This is a genomic window from Pseudomonas kairouanensis (assembly GCF_004682055.1).
GTDB classification, from domain to species: domain Bacteria; phylum Pseudomonadota; class Gammaproteobacteria; order Pseudomonadales; family Pseudomonadaceae; genus Aquipseudomonas; species Aquipseudomonas kairouanensis.
The window spans coordinates 12,901-35,415 of the sequence record NZ_QUZU01000032.1 but is presented as its reverse complement, the minus strand read 5'-3'; the positions used below and the strand labels follow the sequence as shown (position 1 = coordinate 35,415).

Sequence of the window (22,515 nt, the reverse complement as noted above, 5' to 3'; positions counted from 1 at the left end):
ATGGCCAGCCACTCGACTGCCGACCGGAACCCCATGCGCCAGGTGCTGCTGATCATCGATGTGCAACCGTGCTTCAACCCTCCCCAGTGGCTGATGGACGGTATCAATACCCTGATCGGCCACCTGCCCTCGGTGGCCACTGTGGAGCGCCATGACGAAAGCATCACCCCGTTCGCCCGCCAACTGGGCTGGCAACCGGCGCCAAACGACCAAAGCCTGATCGCGGCGGATCGCATCTTTATCAAGCATGGTTATGCACCAACGCCCGAGACGGTCGCCTACCTCAAAAGCCTGGCGCCGGCGCGGGTGCTGGTGTGCGGCATCCAGACCGATACGTGTGTGCTGGCGGCGGGGTTTGCGTTGTTTGATGCAGGGTTGCAGCCAACACTCATCAGCGATCTGACGGTGGGCTCGTCGCTGGATCGGTCGGGCCAGCTGGGGGTGGACCTGTGGCGGCATCACTTTGGCAAAGTGATTACCCGCGATGATGTCCTCCCGACAAACGCGTCTTGATGGCTTTCCCCACGCTGCATACCCAGCGCTCGCACTCTGCCACACATCCCCGCCCGTCACCGCAATCGGCTAGAGTTTCACCACCCCTGGCCAGCCGGTAATCGCCCACCATGACCCCCACTGCACTGCTCTACGTACGCACCAGCATGCTCGATGTGGCGTATGAAGCCCACGGCCCCCTCGACGGCGCGCCGGTGATCCTGCTGCATGGTTTCCCCTACGACCCGCGCGGCTACGATGCAATTGCGCCGGTGCTGGCCGAACAGGGCTATCGGGTGTTGGTGCCCTACCTGCGCGGGTACGGCCCGACGCGGTTTATCCACGCGAACGTGATGCGCTCCGGGCAGCAGGCGGCGCTGGCCAAGGATTTGCTGGATTTGATGGATGCGCTGGCGATCCCCCAGGCCACCCTCGCCGGGTATGACTGGGGCGGGCGGGCCGCGTGTATTGTCGCGGCGCTGTGGCCGCAGCGGGTACGTGGGTTGGTGACCGGGGACGGCTACAACATTCAGGACATCGCCCAATCGCTCAAGCCCCGAGCGCCAGAGACGGAGCATCGGTTGTGGTACCAGTACTACTTTCACACCCAGCGCGGCGTGGACGGGTTGACGGCCAATCGTCGCGAGCTGTGCAGGCTGCTGTGGGCGCTGTGGTCACCGTCCTGGGCACAAGGGCCTCAGTTGTACGGGCAGACGGCGCCGTCGTTCGACAACCCGGATTTTGTCGAGGTGGTGGTCCATTCCTATCGCCATCGTTTTATGTACGCGCCGGGCGACCCGGCACTGGAAGCCATCGAACAGGCGCTGGCGCGGCAACCGGCGATTTCGGTGCCGAGCATCTCATTGAGCGGCGCCGATGATGGCGTAGGCCCTCCCGCCGTGGAGGACGATGACGTGGCGCATTTCAGCGGTTTTTACCAGCGCCGTGTGCTGCCCGGCGTCGGCCACAATATCCCCCAGGAAGCGCCTCAAGCCACGCTGGATGCGCTGTTGGAATTACTCGGCGAAAAGCGCTCGCGGTAGGCCTGGGGCGTTACCGACAAGGCGCGTAGAAAACTGCGGCGCAAGGTTTCTTCGCAGCCAAAGCCGCACTGCACTGCAATGCGTTTGATCGAGGCGCTGCTGTCGGCCAACTGGCGGCGCGCGGTCTCGACGCGGATCAGTTCGACGGCACGCGCCGGCGTCTGGCCGGTTTCGGCGCGGTAATGGCGCACAAAACTGCGCTCGCTCATGCCCGCCTGGGCGGCGAGGGTCGAGATGTTCAGATCGAGGGTGAGGTTTTCGGCCATCCAGGCGTGCAGTTCAGTGAAGCGGCTGTCGGCCTTTTGCAGGGACAACGTCACGCTGAACTGCGACTGGCCGCCGGGGCGCTTGAGGAACACCACCAGGTGCCGCGCCACTTCCAGGGCCACCGCGCTGCCCAGGTCTTCTTCCACCAGCGCCAGGCACAGGTCGATGCCAGCGGTGACACCGGCGGAGGTCCAGACGCTGCCCTGTTGGATGAAGATCGGGTTGGCCTCCACCGTCAGCGACGGGAATTTGCGCGCCAGTTCTTCGCAGCGGGTCCAGTGGGTGGCCACGCGACGGCCGTCGAGCATGCCGCTGGCGGCCAGCAGAAAAGCGCCGGTGCACACCGAGGTCATGCGCCGGGTGTGCCGGGCTTTTTCGCGCACCCACTCCACAAGGGCCGGGTCTTCGGCGGCACCGTATACGCCCCAGCCGCCGGCAATCACCAGGGTGTCGCAAGGCGTGTCGGCGGCGGGCAGCGGCTCGGCCACCAATGCCAGGCCGGCGGAGGTCATCACCGGTTCGGCTGTTGCGGCGATCACCGAGACGGCGTACGGCAACGGTTCGCCGCGCTGGCGCGCCAGGTCGTTGGTGGAAGCGAACACCTGCAACGGCCCGGTGACATCGAGCACTTGGGCGTTATCGAAAGCGAGGACGTGGACGATTCTGGGCATGATTGGCGCAATGTGTGGGTTCAATGGCGTATTCGCCAGAGCCTAGGCCTCTAGAGTGAAGCCGTCCACCCCTTTATCGGAGCGCTATTAATGACCTTGCAGATCGGCTTTGTGTTGTTCCCTGGTATCCAGCAACTGGACCTGACCGGCCCCTATGACGTGCTGGGTTCGCTGCCGGACGTGAAATTGCACCTGGTGTGGAAAGACCTGGCACCGGTCACCTCCAGCACCGGCCTGGTGTTTACCCCAACCATGACCTATGCCGATTGCCCAGCACTGGATGTGATCTGCGTGCCGGGCGGTTCCGGCGTGGGCGCGTTGATGGAAGACCCGCAAACCCTGGACTTCCTTAAGGCCCAGGCGCACACCGCACGCTACGTGACCTCGGTGTGTACCGGCTCGCTGGTGCTGGGGGCTGCGGGTTTGCTGCGCGGGCGCAAGGCCACCACCCACTGGGCCTATCACGACATGCTCGCGCCACTCGGTGCAATCGCGGTGCAGGACCGCGTGGTGCGTGATGGCAACCTGCTGACCGGCGGCGGCATCACTGCCGGCATCGACTTTGCCCTGACCCTGGCAGCGGAGTTGTACAGCGAAGCAGCGGCGCAATTGGTGCAGTTGCAGATCGAATACGCGCCGGCGCCGCCGTTCGATTCGGGCAGCCCGCAGACGGCGCCGCTGCATGTGTTGGAAGAAGCCCGCAAGCGCACGGCGGAGTCGCGCAAGACCCGCGGTGAAATCGTGGCGCGGGCGGCGGCACGCCTGGGCTGACCAAACAGGGATCTGGTGGTGGCTGAGTTTTCAGGCCTGCCACACATCGAGGTAGGAGCTGGCTTGCCTGCGAAAGCGGTGGGCCAGCAGCATTTGTTACAACTGGCACGCCGCCTTCGCGGGCAAGCCATGGGTCAGGCCATGGCTGATCACAATGGCCATGTTCAGCCCCGGCGATAACAGCAGCACCACAGCACCGGAAAAAACCGCCAGGGTTGCTAAGTCGATCATGCTCAAGCGCTCCACCGGGAAAGCCTGCAGATTAATCAGCGCATTCCGGGTAAACAAAAAATTGTGCTGGATACATTGCGCGGCGGTAATTGCCCATTGCCACAGCCAACGTCTAGAATGCGAAACATTATCAATTAAGCCTGTTGCGCCAGGATGCCCATGTCGAGCGATCACCCACTGGACCATGCCGCCATCGGCCAGCTTTACCATGCCCACCATTCCTGGCTGCGTGGCTGGTTGAGCCGGCGTACCGGGTGCCGTGAGCATGCCGCCGACCTGGCCCAGGAAACCTTCGTGCGTCTGCTCAACGCGCGTAAACAGCAGGCGTTGTTGCAGCCCCGCGCCTACCTGAGCAGCATCGCCCGCAGCCTGATGATCGACCAGTACCGGCGCCGCGAACTGGAGCGCGCCTACCTCGAAAGCCTCGCCCATTTCCCACACGTCGAGGTGCCGTCGGAAGAAACGCGCCTGCTGATCCTCGACAGCTTGGAGCGCATCGACCGGCTGCTCGACCAGCTCAAGCCCCGCGTGCGGGAAGCCTTCCTGCTGGCGCAGCTGGATGGCCTGACCTGCGCGCAGATTGCCCTGCGCCTGGGGGTATCCAAAGCCACCGTGGAGCGCGATTTGTCCAAGGCACTGCACGCCTGCTATCGGTTGCGTTATGCCGAGCTCTGACCCTCGCCTGGTGGACCAAGCCATCCAGTGGATGATCACGCTGCGTTTCAATGTAGCCGACGATGCCAGCACCGCCGCCTTTGAACGCTGGTTGCAGTCCAGTGCCGAACACCAGCAGGTGTGGCAGCGGGTCGCGAGCATGAATGATGACTTCAACCACCTGCCGGCACAGGTCGGGCGCCATGCCTTGAATGGCGCGCGGCAACGCATCGGTCGGCGTGAAAGCCTCAAGCTGCTGGGGCTGATGGCCGGTGCCGCGGGCCTGGCCTGGATGGGCCGCGACTACACGCCCCTGCCCGCCTTGATGGCCGACTACCGCACCGTCACCGGCGAACGTCGCTGGGTGGCGCTTAACGACGGCAGCCAAATCCAGCTCAACAGCGCCACGGCCGTCGACACCGCCTTTAGCACCGAGCGACGCTTGGTGCACCTGCGCCAAGGCGAAATACGGGTCAATACCGGCGCCGACAGTCGGCCTTTCTGGGTGCAGACCCGCGACGGTTACCTGCGCAGCCTGGGCACCCGTCTGCTCGTGCGCGAAGAAACCCAGGGCACTCTGCTGGCGGTGCAGCAAGGCACGGTGGCGGTGTTTGCCGATAGCCGCGACAGCCACGCACGCCAACTGATCATGCCCGGCGAACGGGTACTGTTCGACCGCAGCGGCATCCGCCCTGCCCTTACCAACGGCCTGGACCCCTGGGCCTGGAGCGACGGCGTGATCAGTGCACAGAACATGCGCCTGGATGACTTCCTGGCCGAACTGGGCCGTTACCGCAACGGCCTGCTGCGCTGCAGCGAAGCGGTGGCGGGGTTGCGCGTGTCGGGCACTTACCAGTTGGACGATACCGATCGAGTACTGGGCCTGCTGGCGCACTCACTCAACGTGGACGTCACCTACCGCAGCCGCTACTGGGTCACCGTCAGCCCCCGCGTTTAAACCAACAAAAAATAAATGAGGTGAATTCTCATTGCCGCTCGACCTGTAAGGAAAGGCCGATCAACAGGCCGGTTCTGTTCACTTCCTTCAGGAGCTTCCCGCGGTCATGCAAGCGTTTCCCTCCCAACGTTCTCCCCTAAAGCGCGCGGTGCAGGCCGCCCTGTTTGGCGCCTGCCTGAGCAGCGGCGCCCTGCCCCTGGCCGTGATGGCCGACGCACCGGCCAGTGACGCCCAGGTGCGCAACTGGAGCATCGCACCCGGCGCGCTGGCCAATGCGCTGGACCAATTTGCCCGCCAGGCCGGCATCAGCCTGTCGTACGACGCCAACAGTGTCGCCGGCAAGACCAGCCCTGGCCTGAGCGGCAGCCTCGACCGCCAACAGGCACTCGACCAACTGCTGCGTGGCCAGGGCCTGCAAGCCCAACGCCAGGGCGACAGTACCTGGCTGCTGCTGCCCCAAGTGGCCGACACCGGTGCGCTGAATCTCGGTGCCACCACCATTACCGGCGACCGCTTGGGCGCTATCACCGAGGGCACCGGTTCCTATACCACCGGCGCGGTTACCATCGGCAAAGGCCAGCACAGCCTGCGGGAAACGCCGCAATCGGTGAGCGTGATGACCCGTCAACTGATGGACGACCAGAACGTCGCCACCATCGACGATGTGATGGAACGCACACCCGGCATCACCAGCTACGAGTCCCCTATGGGCGGCAAGTATTTCTATTCCCGTGGTTTCAAGATGCTCGGCCAGTACCAGTACGACGGCGTGCCGTTGGACATGGGCAAGGACTATGCCCAGGCCGACAGTTTCAGCGCCAACATGGCGATCTATGACCGAGTTGAAGTGCTCAAGGGCGCGGCCGGCATGCTCAAGGGCGCCGGCACCGCCAGCGGCGCAGTGAATTTTGTGCGCAAGCGGCCCCAGGCCAAGCCCACCACCAGCCTGTCGCTGTCGGCCGGCACCTGGGACAACTACCGCACCGACTTCGACACCGGCGGCCCGCTCAACGACAGCGGCAGCGTGCGCGGCCGTGCGGCGGTGAGCCAGCAGGATCGCGGCTCGTACATGGACATCGCCAAGCGCAAGGACCGTGCGTTCTACGGTGCATTGGATGTCGACCTGAGCCCCGACACCACCCTGGGCATCGGCGCCAGTTACGAAGATGTGGACGCCACCCCCTGCTGGGGCGGGCTGCCGCGTTATGCCGATGGCAAGAGCGCCAACCTCAGCCGCTCGACGTGCCTGGGCCAATCCTGGAACGACTGGCAAAGCCGACGCACCACGTTTTTCGTCGACCTCACTCATCAGCTCAGCGATGACTGGAAACTCAAGGTTGCCGCCGTACACAGCCGCAACCTGCAGGACACCAAATACGCCGCCAGCGAAGGCACCATCAACTACGGCGATCCGGCACCTACGGCGCTTTCCTACGCCGCACTGATGGACTACGACCATCGCGACTACGGCCTGGACGCCTACCTGGATGGCAAGTTCGAAGCCTTTGGCCTGCAACACGAGTTGATCCTCGGCGCCAACGGCAGCCGTGGCACCCAGGATGACGTGTACGCGATCCAGAACCTGCCGACGCGCCAGGGTATCTACACCCCCAACCACCATCTGCCGGAGCCGGCCGACAGTACCTTCTGGCCGAACATGTACCGGGGCAGCACCATCAAGGAAACCGCCACCCAGTACGGCGCCTACGCCACCTTGCGCCTGCGCCTGGCCGAACCCCTCATGTTCATCGTGGGCAGCCGCGTGAGCTGGTACGACAACCGCCGCGAGTCCTACAGCCTGGGCTGGGGCGAGTGGGCCCTGCAGGACGCGCACACCAAGGAAACCGGCGAAGTCACGCCGTTTGCCGCGCTGATCTACGACCTCAACGAGAATCTGTCGGTGTACGCCAGCTACGCGGATATCTTCCAGCCACAAAGCGCGTATGCGACCGCCGATGGCGCGCCGCTCAAGCCCAAGATAGGTGACAACTACGAGCTGGGCATCAAGGGCGAATGGTTCGATGGGCGCCTCAACAGCTCCCTGGCACTGTTCCGCGCCCTGGAGAAAAACGCTGCCGAGACCGACTACACCAGGCTGTGTGCCACCTCCGCCGATGGCTTTTGCTACACCGACACCGGCAAGGTGCGCGCCCAGGGCATAGAGGCCGAAGTCAGCGGTGAATTGCTCGAACGCCTGCAAGTATTTGGCGGTTATACCTACACCCAGACCAAATCGCTGAAGAACATCGACAGCAGCCTCGAAGGCGGTTCCTCCAACACCTACGTGCCTCGCCACATGCTGCGCCTGTGGGGTGACTACCAGCTCGACGGCGCCCTGTCGAAGTGGAGCGTGGGCACCGGCGTCAACGCCCAGAGCAGCAATTACCGGGTGCAAACCATCAAGCTGGAACAAGCCGGTTACGCCGTGTGGAGCGCGCGCCTGGCCTACCGCCTGGACGACACCTGGACCGTGGCGCTCAACGGCAACAACCTGTTCGATAAAAACTATTACAACACCGTCGGCACCGCCTCATGGGGCAACTTCTACGGTGAACCGCGTAATTTTACAGTGAGTTTAAAAGGCAACTTCTAATCCCGCGAAAGTCCCGGTGGCAGGGCACTTAGTCCTTCCTGCCACCCTCTCTCTATGCTCCTTTCCTACCCCTTCTGGAAAAACGTTTTACCTTTATGCAGGAAAAATCCTGCATTTGTTCCTACACTCAAAATCACACCCTAAAACCGAGTGTACAGACAAGGAATGTCAATAAAATGCCGCAAAAAAGACTGATTAACCTGTCTAGTATGCCGCCTCCGCACCATCGTCAATTAGTTGACAATACACAGTAAGGGAACACTCCTTTAGCCACTACCCCCGCAAATTCCCTTGAGTGAGATAGGTAATTGCGTATTACCCAGCGTCGCTGTAGTTCGACTTGTCCTCTTTAAAGCCGTTGTGGGCTTTATTGAACAAACAGCCGAAGCGTGAAGTCTGGAGTGCAATGAGGGATGTTTTTATGCGAGAGAAGTCGTCCGTCGACAGTTTGTTTTTAACACGCGCCGGTTTTGTCGAGTTCTTTGTTGTTTTCGTCAAGTTCATCCATGGCTTGAGTGCCATTCTGCCCCCGTTGGCACTGGTGCTGTTCATCGACCCGATGGAGCCCGAGCTGCGCCCGCACTTCCTGGGCTTGCTGCTGTTTTTTGCAGTGCTGACCATCATTCTGTTCCAGGCCCTGGGTATTTATTCCGAAGAGCTGTTCAGCAATCGCCTGCGCCTGAAAACCAAGGTCAAGGCTTGGTCGGCGGCATTCTGCATCCTGCTGTTCATGTACCAGATCCTGCAGATGTTCCCCCAGCTCACCCCACGCAACCTCGCGGTGTGGTACGTCGCCAGCCTGGGCCTGTTTTGCCTGGAACGCCTGGTGATGCTGCGCCTGTATCGCAACCTGATGCGCAAGGGCAAATACCTGCAACGCACGGTGATCCTGGGGTTTACCGATACTGCCGTGCATGTGGCCGACCACCTGCAACGCAACGGCGATATCCGCTCGGGCCTGATCGGCTTCATCGACGACCGCACCGAGCGCATCCCCAAGGAATTGAGCAACCTGCCCCTGCTGGGCAATACCCGTGACCTGGAAAAACTCATCCGTGCCGAGCAGGTCAACCAAGTGATGATCTGCCTGCCCTGGGCCGCCGAGCAGCGCATCCATGGGCTGGTCAACCGCCTGCGGCAGATGTCGGTGAACGTGATGCTGGTACCCGACATGGCCGCCCTGCGCTACGGCCACAGCAAGATCACCGACGTGGGCGGCATCCTGATGTTCAACACCTCGCAGCTGCCGTTGCGCGGTTGGTCGCCGGTGATCAAGCGCCTGGAAGACCTGATACTCGCCAGCCTCGCGCTGGTGGCGCTGTCACCGCTGATGCTGGCCACGGCGGTTGCCATCAAGCTCGACTCCAAGGGCCCGGTGCTGTTCCGCCAGAACCGCTATGGCTACAACGACAACGAGATCCGCGTGTTCAAGTTTCGCTCGATGTTCACCGACCAGAGCGACTTTACCGCCGAACGCCAGACCACCCGCCAGGACCCGCGCATCACCCGCGTGGGGCGCATTATCCGCAAGACCAGCATCGACGAGCTGCCCCAGTTGTTCAACGTGCTGCTGGGCAACATGTCCATGGTCGGCCCGCGCCCCCATGCCACCGCGACCAAGGCAGCCGGCGTGCCCTTCGAGGTGGCAGTGAGCGAATACAGCTCGCGGCACCGGGTAAAACCGGGCATCACCGGCTGGGCGCAAATCAATGGGTACCGGGGCGAAACCGACACCCTCTACAAGATCCAGAAACGTGTCGAGTACGACCTGGAGTACATCTCCAAGTGGTCGGTGTGGTTTGACTTGTACATCGTCTTCATGACGGTCCCGGCCGTCCTGTCCACCAAGGAGGTCTATTGATGAATACCCTCAACGGATTGATTCCCTGCATCATTTCCGGTGGTTCGGGCACACGCTTGTGGCCGGTGTCGCGGCAGAACATGCCCAAGCCGTTCATGCGCATGCGCGATGGGCAGAGCCTGCTGCAAAAAACCTTCCAGCGCGCCGCCAAGCTGCCCGGTGTGGAAAGCGTGCTGACGGTGACCAATCGCGACCTGCTGTTTCGCACCCTGGACGACTATCGCGGGGTGAACAAGGCGCACCTGCCCCTGGACCTGCTGCTGGAGCCGTTCGGGCGCAACACTGGCGCCGCCATCGCTGTGGCGGCGCTGCATGTGCAGGAACATTTCGGTGATCAGGCGCAGTTGCTGGTGATGCCCGCCGACCATTTGATCCTCAATGAAGTGGCGTTCGCCCAGGCCGTGACCCAGGCCCGCGACCTGGCCGAGGCCGGCTACCTGGTGACCTTCGGCATCCAGCCCGACCACCCGGAAACCGGCTTTGGCTACATCGAACAAGGCGAAGCGCTGGACACCGGCTACCGGGTCAAACGCTTCGTGGAAAAACCCGACCTGGCCACCGCCCAAGGCTACCTCGACGGCGGCAAGCACCTGTGGAACGCGGGCATGTTCTGCTTCAAGGCCAGCACCCTGGTAGACGAACTCGCCGCCCATGCCCCAGACGTGCTCAGCGCCGCCCAAGCCGCGCTGGAGCATAGCCAGAGCCTGCAGAATAAAACCTCGCGCCAGCGTGAGCTGGAATCGGAGGCGTTTGGCAGCGCGCCGGATATTTCCATCGACGTGGCCCTGATGGAGAAGTCCAAGAAGGTCGCCGTGGTGCCCTGCGATATTGGCTGGAGCGACATCGGTTCGTGGGAAGCCTTGCGCCAACTCACCCCCAGCGATGCCCATGGCAACCAGGTCAACGGCGAGGCGATTTTGCATGACGTGCACAACTGCTACATCGACTCGCCCAAGCGCGTACTCGGCGCCGTGGGCGTGCGCGACCTGATCATCGTCGACACCCCCGACGCGCTGCTGATCGCCGACGCCCACCGCAGCCAGGATGTGCGCTACATCGTGGCCGAGCTCAAGCGCCAGAACCATCCGGCGTACAGCCTGCACCGCACCGTTACCCGGCCTTGGGGCACCTACACGGTGCTGGAGGAAAGCAGCCGCTTCAAGATCAAGCGCATCGTGGTCAAGCCCCAGGCCTCGCTATCCTTGCAGATGCACCACCACCGCAGCGAACACTGGGTGGTGGTCAGCGGCGCGGCGCAGATCACCAATGGCGAGCGCGAATTCTTGATCAACGCCAACGAGTCCACCTACATCCCCGCCGGGCACAAACACCGCCTGACCAACCCCGGCATCATCGACCTGGTGATGATCGAGGTGCAGAGCGGCGAGTACCTGGGAGAAGACGACATCGTGCGCTTCGATGACATCTACGGCCGCGCACCCGCCGAGGTGAAAAAGTGACATGCGCACTTCACTGATCATCCCGACCCGCAACGCCTCCAGCCACCTGGCACGCCTGCTGCCGGCGCTGAAGATGCAAACCCTGCAACCGGACGAGATGCTGGTGGTAGACAGCGCCTCCAGCGATGACACGGTGGCGCGCTTTCGTGCCTTCGGTGCGCGGGTCGAGGTGATCGATGCCCGCGACTTCAACCACGGCGGCACCCGGCGTTGTGCCAGCCAGCAGGTAGGCGGCGACGCCTTGATCGTGATGACCCAGGATGCCATTCCCGCCACCCCGGACACCTTCGCCAACCTGCTCGATGAGTTGCAGCAAGACCCGCTCAACGGCGTGGCCTACGGGCGCCAATTGCCCCACCCCGACGCCGGGGTGCTGGGGGCACAGTCACGCCACTTCAACTACCCGGAACACAGCCGCAGCAAAAGCCTGGCCGACGCGCCCGAGTTGGGGATCAAGACCTGCTTCAGCTCGGATTCATTCTCGGTGTACCGGCGCAGTGCGCTGGAAGCGGTGGGCGGCTTTCCCGCCGATGTGATTGGCAGCGAAGACGCCTACGTGGCCGCTCGCCTGCTGCTCGACGGCTACAAGGTGCGCTACGCCGCCACGGCGCTGGTGCACCATTCCCACGATTACAAACTCATGGATGAATTTCATCGCTACTTCGATATCGGCGTGTTCTACGGCCGCGAACCCTGGATCCGCCAAGCCTTTGGTGACGCAGGCGGCGAAGGCAAACGCTATGTGCTGGCCGAACTGGCCGCCTTGCGCAAAGCCGGCGCCTTGCACCGCGTGCCCGAAGTGCTGGTGCGCAGCGCATTCAAATTACTCGGTTACCGCCTGGGGCATCTGGAACGGCGCCTGCCGCTGGCCCTCAAGCGGCGCATCAGCATGTTTCCCGGTTATTGGAGGTGAGCAGCATGACCTACAGGAAGTCCCCCTTGATCAAACGCACCCTGCTCGTCATGGCCCTGCTGGCCCTGGCTGCCTGCAATACACCGGCGCGGATCGTGCCGCCGGATGACAAGACCGTGGAGGACGGCAAGCGCGCCCTCGACCAGTTGGCGCAACTGCCGCCGGCGGTGGAGCGCATTCGCATCGGCGATCAGTTGCGCATCGTGCGCGATGCCGGCGAGATGCCGACGCTGTCGGCGTTCAACGTGAGCACCATCTACGAGCTGACGCTGTACACGGTGCAGAACGACGGCAAGATCAACTACCCGTTCCTGGGGCCGATCCAGGTCGTGGGGCGTCAGCCTTCGGAGTTGGCCAAGGAGCTGACCACCCGGCTCGCCAACACTTACCGCGAACCGAGTGTGACCGTGAACATCAACCAGGCACCGGGCAACTCGGTGATCGTTGGCGGTGCGGTGAACAACCCGACGGCGGTGCAGATTGCCACGGCCAATACCTTGGAGCAGGCCATCCTCGGGGCCGGCGGGGTGAGCCCGGCGGGCAATGCCAGCATGGTGGCGTTGCTGCGCGAGGACGCCGAGGGTGCCTATCGCGCGTATTTCCTGGACTTCAGCCAACTGCTCAAGACCGGCCCCAATGGGCGCAAACCCGTGCGCCTGCAACGCGGTGATGTGGTGTTCGTGCCCAAATCCAACGTGGGCGAGCGCATCCAAGGGGTGGATACCTACATGAACCAACTGATCCCGTTCACCAAGTCCATTGGGGTTGGCTACAACTACACCCGAACCAGCGGCGGCAATAACTAAAGGAGCGACATCCCATGATCGAGATCCGTTCTTTTCGTGATCTTCTGCGCTTGTTCTTCATCTTCCGGCGCGAGTTCAAACTGGCGGCGATTGCCGCCCTGGTGATCATCCTGCTGGGGGCATTCTTGCTGCCGGCCAAATACGAGTCCACCGCGCGCCTGCTGGTCAAGCCTGGGCGCGACTCGACGCTGCCCATCGAGATCAGCAACCGCCAGGCGCTGGTGATGCCCAGTACCCAGCGCGACCCGATTGTCGACGAAGAGCGCCTGCTTACCGGTCGGCCGATTGTGCGGGCGGTGGCCGAGCATTACCTGGAAGTGATCAACAACGCCCCGCCGCCCGAAGGTTTCTGGAAGCGTACCAAGCACTACGTCAAGAGCGGCGTGGGGGCGGTGTTCGACGGCATTCGCGTGGTGCTGGAAAGCGTCGGCATCGTGGAAAAAACCACACCAGTGGAGCGCCTGGCCGCCGGCCTGGAAAAAAGCTTTGAAGTGAGCCACGCCGCCGGTTCCACGGTGATGGACATCAGCTTCACCTGGAGCGACCCGGAAATTGCCCAGGCCATCGTCAAGGATTGGGTCGAGACCTACGTCAACGAACGCACCCAAGCCCTGGGGCGCAAGAGCCTGTACGCCTTCTATGAAGGCCAGGTGAGCGCCAGCGCCACCGAGATCAAGAGCTACAAGCAGCAGATCCTCACGCACCTCAATGAAATCGGTGCGGCCAGCATTACCGACCGCCTGGAAGACCTCTCCGAGCGCATCAACGTGCTGCGTGGTGAAACCTTCAACACCACGCGGTTGATCGCGTCGTCCGACAGCGCCATCGCCAGCACGCGCCAGCAACTCAAGGGCCAACCCAAGGAAGTGACCACGGTGCGCCAGATCGCACTGAACCCGCAGCAACAAGACTTGCGTCGCCTGCTTAACCAGAAGTTTTTGGAAAAAGCCGACATGATGCGCACCTACACCGACAACGCGCCGCCGGTCAAAGCCCTGGATGCGTCGATCCGTGCGATGCAGGCCATGGTTGCCAGCGAAAGCAATACCGTGCAGGCCTCGGAAAACCGCGCACCCAACACCCTGGAAATCCACTTGCAGCGGGTGCTGCTGGATGAAACCAGCAACAACGTGGCGCTGCGTACCCAGCTTGTCCAACAGGAAAAACAACTGGTCAACCTGCAAGCCCAACGCAAGCAAGCGTTGGAGATCGAACCGGAACTGGCGCGCCTGTCCCGCGAGTTGAGCACCAACGAGCGCAACTACGCCCTGTACGTGGACAACCTGGAAAAATCGCGCATCGACCGCGAACTGGATAACAGCCAGATCAGCAACATCGCCGTGATCGAAGAAGCCACCCTGAACCCAGGCCGCATCTTCCCCAAAACCCTGGTGATGCTGTTTTTGGCCATTCCGTTTGCCATCGTCGTCGGCCTGTTGGTGATCTACCTGTGCTACCTGCTGGACCAGCGTATTCACGACGGCGGCCTGGTGGAGCGCAAGTTCGGCCTGCGCCTGTGGACCACCCTGCCGGAGCTGGACAACACCACTGCGCAAAGCACCAACGCGTTCAACGCCAGCATTTACCGGCTGTACAGCCTGCTCAAGCCTGACCGTATTGCCGAGCAGGGCCTGACCCTGGGGTTGACCTCCGCCCGCCACGGCGAAGGTGTGACCTTTGTGGTGGAGCACCTGCGCCAGTTGCTGCTGGAGAACGGTGTAAACGTGCGGGTCGGCGGCCTGGACCCTGCCGAGCCCGGTGAGGTGGTGCTGCTGGATGCATCGGCCTTGCTGGCCAACCGCGAGGCGTTTGTGACCCTGCGCCGCGCGGACCTGATTGCCCTGGTGGTGGAAGCGCACAAAAGCACCGTGCCGGTGGTGGAACATGCGCTGTCGATCCTCAACACCGCGTTCGGCAAGGTGGACGGCATCATCATCAACCGCCGCAAACTCGAAGTACCGGCCAAGGTGCTGCAAACCATCACCAAATACCGGGGAGCGTTCTGATGCGTATCGCCCTGCTCGCGCCGCTGCCGCCGGAGAAAAACGGGATCGCCGATTACGCGAACCACTTGCGCACGGCACTGGAGCAACTCGGCGTGTCGGTGTTGACGCCACTGGCCGGTGTGGCGGGCAACGGCGATGCTATCCAAGCGGCGCTCGCGGCCTTCGACTGGCATTGCGTCGACCTGGTGCACGGGGAACTGGGCGGCGGGCGGCTGGGGGAATTCCTGGCCCTGCGTGAGCTGCGCAAGGCCTACCCGCAGTTGCCGCTGACCGCCACCGTGCACGACCCCGAGCGCATCGTGTGGCGCCGCGAGCACCTGCCCTTTCCGCTGAACCTGTTGGAGCGCTTGCCCAGCCCGTTGCCACAAGCGGCAGTGGTGCTGGCCGACCCGCTGACGTTGCGCGAAGAACGCCAGGTTGCCAAAGGCCTGACCCGGCTGGTCACCCTCACCCGCCTGGGCGCCGAGTGCCTGACCCAACGCATGCAACTGCCGGCGGGCAAAGTGGCGGTGATCAACCACGCCAACCTGGCGATTGCACCGGTGCCGCTGCCGCCCCTGGGTACCCTGCGTTTGCTGTATTTCGGGTTTATCTACCGGGGCAAGGGCATCGAGGACCTGGTGCAGGCCCTGGCCAATGTGTTCGAACAGACCCCCGAATTGCGCGACCGCGTGCGCCTGACCCTGGCCGGCGGTACGGCCGCAGAAATGGCCTTTGGCGCAGGCGGCAATTACCTGGAACAACTCAACAGCCAGATCGCCGCACTGGGCCTGACGGGCTCCATCGACTGGCGCTTGAACCTGCCCGCCGAGGACATTGCCCCGACGATCCAGGCCCACCATGTGATGGTGCTGCCGTACCGTGAATCAAAAAAACTCGGCCTGTTGGGGCGCCAGCGTGGCACCAGTGGCGCGCTGTCCTGGGCCACCGCCTGCGGGCGCGGCGCGATCACTTCCGATGCGCGGGCGTTTGCCGAAGAGGTCGCCAGCGGCAACGGCGCCATCTACCCCGAGGGCGATGTGACGGCCCTGGGCGAGCAAATTGTGCGCCTGGCACGCACGCCCTCACTGGCGCGCGATTGGGCCGAGCGTGCTGGCGAAATCGGCCGCGAGCGACTGTGGCCGCTGACCGCGCAGAAGTTCAAGCAGCTGTTCGAGCAGGCAATTGCGGGAGCCCCCTATGGCGCGTAAACCAACCTTTTTTGCGACCCTGGCAGTGGTGGCGGTACTGGGCGTGACAGCGTTTTTGTGGGGGCGCCCGGCCGATGCCGAGAACCATGTGCTCAAGGGCAGCAAGGTGGTGGTGTGGAAGGATTTCCTGGGGGTGAATGCGCAGTTCCTGTGGTTCAGCCCCCAGCGTTACCAGATGCAGATCGGCCGCCTCAAAGCCTTGGGCCTGGAGTGGGTGCGCCTGGACCTGCACTGGGATCAATTGGAGCCGGTGGAGGACCAATACCAGGTGGCAAACCTCGACCAGTTGGTGGGCAACCTGCAGAGCAACCAGCTCAAGTCGGTGTTCTACCTGGTGGGCTCGGCGCCCTTCGCCACCACCGCGCCGCCCGGTGCACCGTATCAAGACCAGTACCCGCCCAAAGACCCCAGCGTGTTCGCCACGCGCATGGCGTTGTTGTCCCAGCGCTACCCCAGCGTGAACGCCTGGCAGGTGTGGAACGAGCCCAATCTGCTGGGCTTCTGGCGCCCGGTGGCCGACCCCGCCGGTTTTGCCAACCTGTTGACCGTCACGGCAGGCGCCTTGCGCGGCGTGAACCCCACCAAACCGGTGGTCGCCGCCGGCATGGCCTTCTTCAGTGAAATGCCCAACGGCCAGACCATGTTCGACGCCCTCGGCGCCCTGGGCGTGGCCAGCCTCAATACGGTGATTTCCTATCACCCTTACACCCAACTGCCCGAGGGCAACGACCCGGCCAACCTGGACTTTATCGCCAAGACCACCGCCCTCAACCAAGCCCTGCGCAACGGCGGCGTGCAGACCCTGTGGAGCACTGAGTGGGGCTGGTCCACGTACCCCGGCCCCAAGGACGCCCAGGACATCATCACCCAGCAAGGCCAGGCCGATTACATCCTGCGGCGCCTGGCGTTGATGAGTGCAATGGATTTTGACCGAATCTTCCTGTTCACCTTGAGCGACCTGGACCAGCGCGCCAGCGTGCGCGACCAGTTCTACGGCCTGCTGGACATCGACGCCAACCCCAAGCCGGCCTACACCGCGCTGAAAAACTTCCTGGATGTGAGCGGCCCCCAACTCACCCCCGCCGACCCACCGCTGGCCGACCAATTGCCCGACGGCCTGTTCAGCATCGGCTGGAGCCGCGCCGACGGTAAAAAGCTGTGGTTCTTCTGGTCGGCCGAAGGCGGCAATGCCCACTTGCCTGGCCTTGCAAACGCCACCCTGTACGACCCGCTGCGCAGCACCCAAACCCCGGTCAGCGGCAGCAATGGGTTGACCCTGGCGGTTAAACCGAACCTGCAAATTCTGGTATGGGAGTAGAGCCTGCCATGCGCATTTTATGGATCCTGCCCTACTCGCCCTGGCCCGCCACCAGTGGCGGCAAGACCCGCCAGTACCACTTGCTGCGCAGCCTGGCGGCGCGCGGGCATCGCATCACTTTATTGCTGCATGACAAGCACCCGGTGTCGCCCGCCGACCGCCAGGTGCTGGAGGCGTTGCTGGAACAGGTGATCATCCTGCCGCGCCGCCCGCTACGCAGCGTCAAGACGCTGGTGGCCGGGCTGTTGGCACCTTACCCGCTGCTGGCCAGTGTGAATGGCCTGTCAAATGAACTGCAGGATACGTTCAACTGGCTGCTGGCCGAGCAGTGGGACGTGGTGCAGATCGAACACAGCTACAGCTTCCAGCCGTATGAAGAAGCGTTGGCGCGTAACGCCCAACCCTTCGTGCTGACCGAACACAACGTTGAATCGGCCCTGGGCGCGGCCACGTACGACCGCTTGCCCGGTTGGGCGCTGCCGTTCATTCGCTACGATCAATGGCGCTATGGGCGCTGGGAGCGCCGGGTGATGCGCCAGGCCACCCAAGTGGTCGCGGTGACCGACGCCGACGCCCAGGTGCTGCAAACCATCGCCGGCAAACCGGTGCCGGTGGTGGTCAACGGCGTGGACTGCGATCACTTCGCCGCCGCCCACCCCGACCCCACCGCGCGCCGCGTGCTGTTTTTGGGCAACTACGAATACGCGCCCAATGTGGACGCCATCGAGTGGGCCCTGGATGAGATTTTGCCCAAGGTGTGGGAGCGCTGCCCGGATGCGCGCATGAGCGTGTGCGGCTTCGGCATGCCGGGCAGTTGGCGTGAGCGCTGGAAAGACCCGCGCATCGAGTGGCAAGGCTTTGTGCCGAACCTGCTGGACCTGCAATCGAGCTGTTCGGTGTTTCTTGCGCCATTGCGCCATGGCGGCGGGTCTAAATTGAAAGTGCTCGAAGCCCTGGCCGCAGGCCTGCCGCTGGCAAGCACTGCGCAAGGGGTGTCGGGCCTGGAGCTGGTGGAAGGCCTGGACTACCTCGGCGGCCAGAGCGCCGCCAGCCTCGCGGACGCGGTGGTGCGCCTGCTGCAGTTCCCGGACGCGGCCGCCCCCATGGGCGAAGCCGGGCGCGTCTATGTGCGCCGTGCCCACGACTGGAGCGTTGCCGCCAGCCAGTTGGAGCAGGTGTATGCAACCCTGGCACCCTGGCATCAACAGGAGCCCGCATGCGTGTAGGCCTGGATTACCGCACCGTCGGCACCTCACCCCAATCGGGCATCAGCCGCCAGGTGTACGCGCTGGAAGCGGGCTTGCGGACATTGCCGGGCATCGAGCTTGAGCGTTTCACCGTGGCGCCCCTGGGCGACGAGACCCGCTTGCAGGGCCATTGCCCGACCTGGGGCTGCGCCAAGACGGCGATGCACCAGCCGCAGAACCGCCTGCGGTTCGAGGCCGGTTTTTTGCCCCGTGCGTTGCGTGAGCAGCACATCGACCTGTACATCAGCACCTTCAATATGGGCCTGCCGCTGCCGCCCAAGCCCAAGGGCTTGCGAACCGTGGTGCTGTTGCATGACCTGTTCCAGATCACCCTGGACAACTACCACGCCAACCGTTTGAAGGCGCTGATCTACAAGACCAGTGATCGTTTGTCGATTGGCTGGGCGGTGCACAGCGCCGACCGGGTGTGGACGCCGTCGCAGTACAGCGCCGATGAAACCGCACGGTTGTTTCCAAAGGCGGCGGGCAAGATTCGTGTGTTGCCCAACCAGGTGGACGGGTTTGTCGAACCGGCGGCGGATGTGAGCGCGCGGCAATTGCCCGAGCGCTATTGGCTGCTGGTGGGCACCCGCGAGTTGCGCAAGAACGTGCCGTTTTTGGTCGATGCCTGGCAACAGGCGCGGCGCCTGTGCGCCGACGTGCCCGAACTGGTACTGGTGGGCAGCCTGGAACATTTGCCCCAGGCCCAGCGCACATTGCCGGGCATTCGGGCATTGAGTGGCGTGTCGGATGCCGAGCTGCATGCGCTGTACCGCCAGGCGTCGCGCCTGTGGCAACCGTCCTACGCCGAAGGCTTTGGCCTGCCGGTGATCGAAGCCCTGAGCGTGGGCACGCCGGTGGCGGTGGCCAGCGGCACCTCGCTGGATGAAATCACCCCGCCGTCGGCACCGCGTTTTTCCCCCACCGATGGCGCGGCGCTGGTGCAGTTGATGGTCGATCTGGGCGCGCGCACCGATGAACAATCACCCGAGCAGCGCCGGCAGTGGGCGCAGCGTTTCAATCAGCACGCCTACCGCCAGCGCCTGGCCGAATTGATCGAGGAATTGAAGTGAGAGTGAACCTGGCAAGTGTCGTCGCCATCCTCCTTGGCCTGCTGTTTGGCGCGCTGGCACTGCTGCTGTCACCGGCCAAGGCGTTCCTTGCCGTGATTGGCCTGGCGGGAGCGGTGACCATCCTGCGCTTTCCGTTCTGGGGCTTGCTGCTGTTTGCCCTGATGGCGACGTTCATGCCGTACTCCACGGTCAACCTGGGCATTCGCACCACCGTCAGCGAAGCGATCCTGGCCCTGACCTGGGGCGCGGTGGTGTGGCATCGGTTCTTGTCGCGCATGCCTGATGGGACCACGTTCGCCCGACGCCCCACTGACCAGATGCTGTTGTGGCTGATGCTGTTCAGTGTGTTCCCGTTTATCGTCGGCCAGGTCATCACCCATGCCGACAGCAGCGGCGTGGCCAACTGGCTGCGCTGGTTGTTGAACCTGTCGGGGGTGTTCCTGGCGGCCCAGTTGCTGGTAGACCGCAAGCACCGCGAATCCCTGGTGATCGCCCTGCTGCTGGGCACCCTGGCGATGCTGGTGCTGTCGATTGCGGTGTTTGTGTACACCCGCTCGGGCGCGGGCATCGCGCCGATCCTGGGGATGTTCAACTACGCCAACTTCGACACTTTGAAATTCGGTCTGGAGGCGATGTCCCCGCGCATGGGTTCGCCCTGGACCCACCCCAACGCCATCGGCGGGATCATGGCGTTGCTGCTGCCCATGGCCTTCTGTTTTGGCATGACCGAGCAGGGTTGGAAACGCGCACTGGGCCTGGGCGTGGCCTGCCTGGGTGCGGCCGCCTTGCTGTTGGCCAGTAGCCGTGGCGCCATGGTCAGCCTGGCGTTGGTGCTGATATGGATGGCGACCCGACGCGTGCCTTACACCGGCCGCCTGCTGATGATCGGCGCGGCGCTGACGGTGGCGTTGGTGCTGGCCTACCCACCGTTGCAGGAGCGCCTGGCGACGATTTTTTCGTCGGACAACGCCAGTACCGAAGTGCGCTTTGACGAATACCGCATGTTCCCGCAAGCGGTGGCGGCGTACCCGCTGGGCATCGGCTTCAAGGTCGACCCGCCGGTACCGGGCAGCCATCTGCTGGGCATCTCCAACCTGTGGCTGAACTATGTCTACAAGCTCGGCATCATCGGCATGCTGTTCTTTGTGGCGGTGACCCTGCGCTGGTGGCGTGAGGCGCGCCCGGAACAGGGCCCGATCCGCCTGACCAAGGACAACGCGCTGTGGCTGGGCACCACCGGCGGGATTCTGTCGGCGCTGGTCAGTGGTGTATTCGACCACTACTTCAGCTTTGCGGTGGTGATGGTGGCGCTGTTTTGGCTGATGGTGGGCATCAATGTGCTGGAAGCACGCCGCTTGTTCCCGGCGCGGTTGCCCCAGGTCAAGCGCGTGGATGTGGCCGAGCCGCTGCTTGAAGGCGCGCCACGCTGATGCTCGGCTCCGCCGTCTGGTTGACCCTGGCGACCTTGCTGGGGCTGTGCCTGGGCTTTGCGCGGGAATGGTTGCTGGTGGCGGCCTGGGGCGCGGGGGAGCGTAGCGATGCGTTCTTGATCGCGCTGTTTTTACCCGAGGCGTTGCGCATGTCCTTGGCCGGTGGCGTGCTGAGCGCCGCCGCGTTGCCCCTGTACCTGGCACGCAAGGAGCGCGAACGGTTGGACTGGCTGGCGGTGTTGTTTCCCGCGCTCATGGTGATTGCCGTAGTGACCAGCCTGTTGCTGACGCTGTTGGCGCCATGGCTGGTGCAGTTGCTTGGCCCTGGGTTGGCGGCCACGGCGTTGGCGGCGAGCAATTTGCAGGTTGTCGCCTGGTGCGTGCCAGGCCTGATGCTACATGCGCTGTTCAGCATCCCGTTGCAGGCCAGCGAGCGCTTTGTACTGGCGGGGCTGGGCTCGCTGCTGTTCAACCTGCCGCCGGTGGCCTACCTGGCACTGGCCGGCACGGCGAGCCAACCGCACTCATTGGCGCTGGCCTGCCTGGCCGGCAGCCTGTTGATGCCCCTGGCGATGCTGCCGGCGGTGTGGCGCCAGGGCTGGCGGCCGTGGCGTTGGCAGCTGTCGTTTGCCCCTTTGCGCGAGCTGGGCCAGCGCATTGGCCCGCTGTTGTTGAGCAACGGCGCCAGCCAAGGCCTGGCCTTGATCGAACGGCTGGTGGCGTCGTTGCTGGGGGAAGGCGCGGTGACCTGGGTCAACCTGGCGCGCAAGCTGATGAACCTGCCGCTGATTGCCCTGATGAGCCTCAACCAGGTGCTGCTGGGCATGATGAGTCGCCGCCAGGGCGATGAGCGCCTGGCCCTGCTCAAACGTGGCGTGCAAACCGCCAGCCTGCTGACCCTGCCTGCCGGTGTCGGCCTGGTGGCGGCGGCGCCGAGCCTGGTGGCGTTGTTGCTGCCCAAGCAATCGGCCGATTCGCCGCTGCCCCTGTTGCTGGCCTGGTTTGCCGTGCCGCTGGTGTTCGGCGCCTGGAACGCCCTGCTCGCCCGCTATGCCTACGCCGCTGGCGACACGCGCCAGCCACTGCGCTGCGAACTGCTCGGCAGCCTGGTCAACGTGCTGCTGTTGGGTGCCCTGCCCTTTGTGTTCGGCTTGGCGGGTATCCCCTTGGCAGCCTTGGCGGGCGTGATCTGCACGGCGTTGCTGCTGATGCAGCGCCAGGCCCTGCTCGATGCTCTGCCGTGGGCACGCCATTGGCTGCTCAGCGCCGTGCTGATGGGCTTGGCGGCACTGGCGCTATTCCGTATTGAAGGCGTGTGGCTGCAACTGGGCCTGAGCACCCTGGCCGGCGCCGTGGTGTTACTGGGGATGGGGTTGTGGCTCAAGCCATGGCGCAAGGCATGACGCATTTCCCTGTAGGAGCGGGCTTGCCCGCGAAGGTCGTTAATGATGACGCGGGCATTCTGAATGAACGCGCTGGATGTGAGTTTTTCGCGGGCAAGCCCGCTCCTACAGGGAGCCGGGTGTCTGGC

Annotated in this window: 18 protein-coding genes and 1 pseudogene; 17 read left to right on the top strand and 2 right to left on the bottom strand. The window is 63.7% G+C overall.

What is annotated here, in order from left to right; genetic code table 11:
* The first annotated feature begins 33 nt into the window (after nucleotides 1-33).
* Together DYL59_RS22065 and DYL59_RS22060 are read left to right on the top strand one after the other, a co-directional pair.
* Nucleotides 34-513 (top strand): isochorismatase family protein, encoded by a 480-nt coding sequence (locus tag DYL59_RS22065; protein ID WP_135291077.1) that lies wholly within the window; start codon nucleotides 34-36, stop codon nucleotides 511-513.
* A 110-nt stretch (nucleotides 514-623) separates the two neighbouring features.
* Complete coding sequence (locus tag DYL59_RS22060) at nucleotides 624-1,535, top strand: alpha/beta fold hydrolase (protein ID WP_135291076.1); 912 nt, start codon at nucleotides 624-626, stop codon at nucleotides 1,533-1,535.
* Here DYL59_RS22060 and DYL59_RS22055 read toward each other — a convergent pair.
* Nucleotides 1,481-2,473, bottom strand: a complete 993-nt coding sequence (locus DYL59_RS22055) for a GlxA family transcriptional regulator (protein WP_135291075.1) — start codon at nucleotides 2,471-2,473, stop codon at nucleotides 1,481-1,483. The two genes, DYL59_RS22060 and DYL59_RS22055, sit on opposite strands and share 55 nt — an antisense overlap.
* 90 nt (nucleotides 2,474-2,563) lie before the next feature.
* Here DYL59_RS22055 and inhA point away from each other — a divergent pair, with 90 nt between their 5' ends.
* Nucleotides 2,564-3,244 carry an isonitrile hydratase gene (inhA, locus tag DYL59_RS22050; RefSeq protein WP_135291074.1) on the top strand — a complete coding sequence of 227 codons (681 nt, stop codon included), beginning with the start codon at nucleotides 2,564-2,566 and terminating at the stop codon, nucleotides 3,242-3,244.
* A 126-nt stretch (nucleotides 3,245-3,370) separates the two neighbouring features.
* Here the strand turns inward: inhA and DYL59_RS22045 are convergent.
* Nucleotides 3,371-3,475: pseudogene (locus tag DYL59_RS22045) on the bottom strand (LysE family translocator); the annotation flags it as partial.
* Between the two features lie 159 nt (nucleotides 3,476-3,634).
* Here DYL59_RS22045 and DYL59_RS22040 point away from each other — a divergent pair.
* The 14 genes from DYL59_RS22040 (at nucleotide 3,635) to murJ (ending at nucleotide 22,387) form a co-directional block, all read left to right on the top strand.
* Entirely contained in the window at nucleotides 3,635-4,150 is a 516-nt protein-coding gene (locus DYL59_RS22040) for a sigma-70 family RNA polymerase sigma factor (RefSeq protein ID WP_135291073.1), read from the top strand.
* Complete coding sequence (locus tag DYL59_RS22035; RefSeq protein WP_135291072.1) at nucleotides 4,137-5,087, top strand: FecR domain-containing protein; 951 nt, start codon at nucleotides 4,137-4,139, stop codon at nucleotides 5,085-5,087. The genes DYL59_RS22040 and DYL59_RS22035 overlap by 14 nt, the downstream gene beginning before the upstream one ends.
* Before the next feature lie 106 nt (nucleotides 5,088-5,193).
* A complete protein-coding gene (locus tag DYL59_RS22030; RefSeq protein WP_135291071.1) occupies nucleotides 5,194-7,680 on the top strand; it encodes a TonB-dependent siderophore receptor in 2,487 nt (828 codons plus the stop codon).
* A gap of 421 nt (nucleotides 7,681-8,101) precedes the next feature.
* Entirely contained in the window at nucleotides 8,102-9,541 is a 1,440-nt protein-coding gene (locus DYL59_RS22025) for an undecaprenyl-phosphate glucose phosphotransferase (protein ID WP_135291070.1), read from the top strand.
* The gene (locus DYL59_RS22020) at nucleotides 9,541-11,001 is read left to right on the top strand and encodes a mannose-1-phosphate guanylyltransferase/mannose-6-phosphate isomerase (protein ID WP_135291069.1); all 1,461 of its coding nucleotides are present in this window, start codon (nucleotides 9,541-9,543) and stop codon (nucleotides 10,999-11,001) included. Before DYL59_RS22025 ends, DYL59_RS22020 begins: the two co-directional genes overlap by 1 nt.
* Before the next feature lies 1 nt (nucleotide 11,002).
* Entirely contained in the window at nucleotides 11,003-11,914 is a 912-nt protein-coding gene (locus DYL59_RS22015) for a glycosyltransferase family 2 protein (protein ID WP_135291068.1), read from the top strand.
* Nucleotides 11,915-11,943: 29 nt separating this feature from the next.
* Nucleotides 11,944-12,720: a polysaccharide biosynthesis/export family protein gene (locus tag DYL59_RS22010; RefSeq protein ID WP_135291111.1), complete on the top strand. Its 777-nt coding sequence runs from the start codon at nucleotides 11,944-11,946 to the stop codon at nucleotides 12,718-12,720.
* A 14-nt stretch (nucleotides 12,721-12,734) separates the two neighbouring features.
* The gene (locus DYL59_RS22005; protein ID WP_135291067.1) at nucleotides 12,735-14,726 is read left to right on the top strand and encodes a GumC family protein; all 1,992 of its coding nucleotides are present in this window, start codon (nucleotides 12,735-12,737) and stop codon (nucleotides 14,724-14,726) included.
* The gene (locus DYL59_RS22000) at nucleotides 14,726-15,916 is read left to right on the top strand and encodes a glycosyltransferase (protein ID WP_135291066.1); all 1,191 of its coding nucleotides are present in this window, start codon (nucleotides 14,726-14,728) and stop codon (nucleotides 15,914-15,916) included. Before DYL59_RS22005 ends, DYL59_RS22000 begins: the two co-directional genes overlap by 1 nt.
* Complete coding sequence (locus DYL59_RS21995) at nucleotides 15,906-17,234, top strand: glycoside hydrolase family protein (protein ID WP_135291065.1); 1,329 nt, start codon at nucleotides 15,906-15,908, stop codon at nucleotides 17,232-17,234. Before DYL59_RS22000 ends, DYL59_RS21995 begins: the two co-directional genes overlap by 11 nt.
* Nucleotides 17,235-17,242: 8 nt before the next feature.
* A complete protein-coding gene (locus DYL59_RS21990) occupies nucleotides 17,243-18,460 on the top strand; it encodes a glycosyltransferase family 4 protein (protein WP_135291064.1) in 1,218 nt (405 codons plus the stop codon).
* Nucleotides 18,451-19,554 carry a glycosyltransferase family 4 protein gene (locus tag DYL59_RS21985; RefSeq protein WP_135291063.1) on the top strand — a complete coding sequence of 368 codons (1,104 nt, stop codon included), beginning with the start codon at nucleotides 18,451-18,453 and terminating at the stop codon, nucleotides 19,552-19,554. Before DYL59_RS21990 ends, DYL59_RS21985 begins: the two co-directional genes overlap by 10 nt.
* Nucleotides 19,555-19,556: 2 nt before the next feature.
* Nucleotides 19,557-20,984 carry an O-antigen ligase family protein gene (locus tag DYL59_RS21980; protein WP_193557575.1) on the top strand — a complete coding sequence of 476 codons (1,428 nt, stop codon included), beginning with the start codon at nucleotides 19,557-19,559 and terminating at the stop codon, nucleotides 20,982-20,984.
* Nucleotides 20,984-22,387, top strand: coding sequence for a murein biosynthesis integral membrane protein MurJ (gene murJ / locus DYL59_RS21975; protein ID WP_135291061.1), 1,404 nt, complete (start codon nucleotides 20,984-20,986; stop codon nucleotides 22,385-22,387). The genes DYL59_RS21980 and murJ overlap by 1 nt, the downstream gene beginning before the upstream one ends.
* Nucleotides 22,388-22,515 lie beyond the last annotated feature (128 nt).

Coding starts and splice junctions, on each gene's coding strand:
- DYL59_RS22065 (WP_135291077.1), top strand. CDS start 34: ATGCGCCAGGTGCTGCTGATCATCGATGTGCAACCGTGCTTCAACCCT.
- DYL59_RS22060 (WP_135291076.1), top strand. CDS start 624: ATGACCCCCACTGCACTGCTCTACGTACGCACCAGCATGCTCGATGTG.
- DYL59_RS22055 (WP_135291075.1), bottom strand. CDS start 2,473: ATGCCCAGAATCGTCCACGTCCTCGCTTTCGATAACGCCCAAGTGCTC.
- inhA (WP_135291074.1), top strand. CDS start 2,564: ATGACCTTGCAGATCGGCTTTGTGTTGTTCCCTGGTATCCAGCAACTG.
- DYL59_RS22040 (WP_135291073.1), top strand. CDS start 3,635: ATGTCGAGCGATCACCCACTGGACCATGCCGCCATCGGCCAGCTTTAC.
- DYL59_RS22035 (WP_135291072.1), top strand. CDS start 4,137: ATGCCGAGCTCTGACCCTCGCCTGGTGGACCAAGCCATCCAGTGGATG.
- DYL59_RS22030 (WP_135291071.1), top strand. CDS start 5,194: ATGCAAGCGTTTCCCTCCCAACGTTCTCCCCTAAAGCGCGCGGTGCAG.
- DYL59_RS22025 (WP_135291070.1), top strand. CDS start 8,102: ATGCGAGAGAAGTCGTCCGTCGACAGTTTGTTTTTAACACGCGCCGGT.
- DYL59_RS22020 (WP_135291069.1), top strand. CDS start 9,541: ATGAATACCCTCAACGGATTGATTCCCTGCATCATTTCCGGTGGTTCG.
- DYL59_RS22015 (WP_135291068.1), top strand. CDS start 11,003: ATGCGCACTTCACTGATCATCCCGACCCGCAACGCCTCCAGCCACCTG.
- DYL59_RS22005 (WP_135291067.1), top strand. CDS start 12,735: ATGATCGAGATCCGTTCTTTTCGTGATCTTCTGCGCTTGTTCTTCATC.
- DYL59_RS22000 (WP_135291066.1), top strand. CDS start 14,726: ATGCGTATCGCCCTGCTCGCGCCGCTGCCGCCGGAGAAAAACGGGATC.
- DYL59_RS21995 (WP_135291065.1), top strand. CDS start 15,906: ATGGCGCGTAAACCAACCTTTTTTGCGACCCTGGCAGTGGTGGCGGTA.
- DYL59_RS21990 (WP_135291064.1), top strand. CDS start 17,243: ATGCGCATTTTATGGATCCTGCCCTACTCGCCCTGGCCCGCCACCAGT.
- DYL59_RS21985 (WP_135291063.1), top strand. CDS start 18,451: ATGCGTGTAGGCCTGGATTACCGCACCGTCGGCACCTCACCCCAATCG.
- murJ (WP_135291061.1), top strand. CDS start 20,984: ATGCTCGGCTCCGCCGTCTGGTTGACCCTGGCGACCTTGCTGGGGCTG.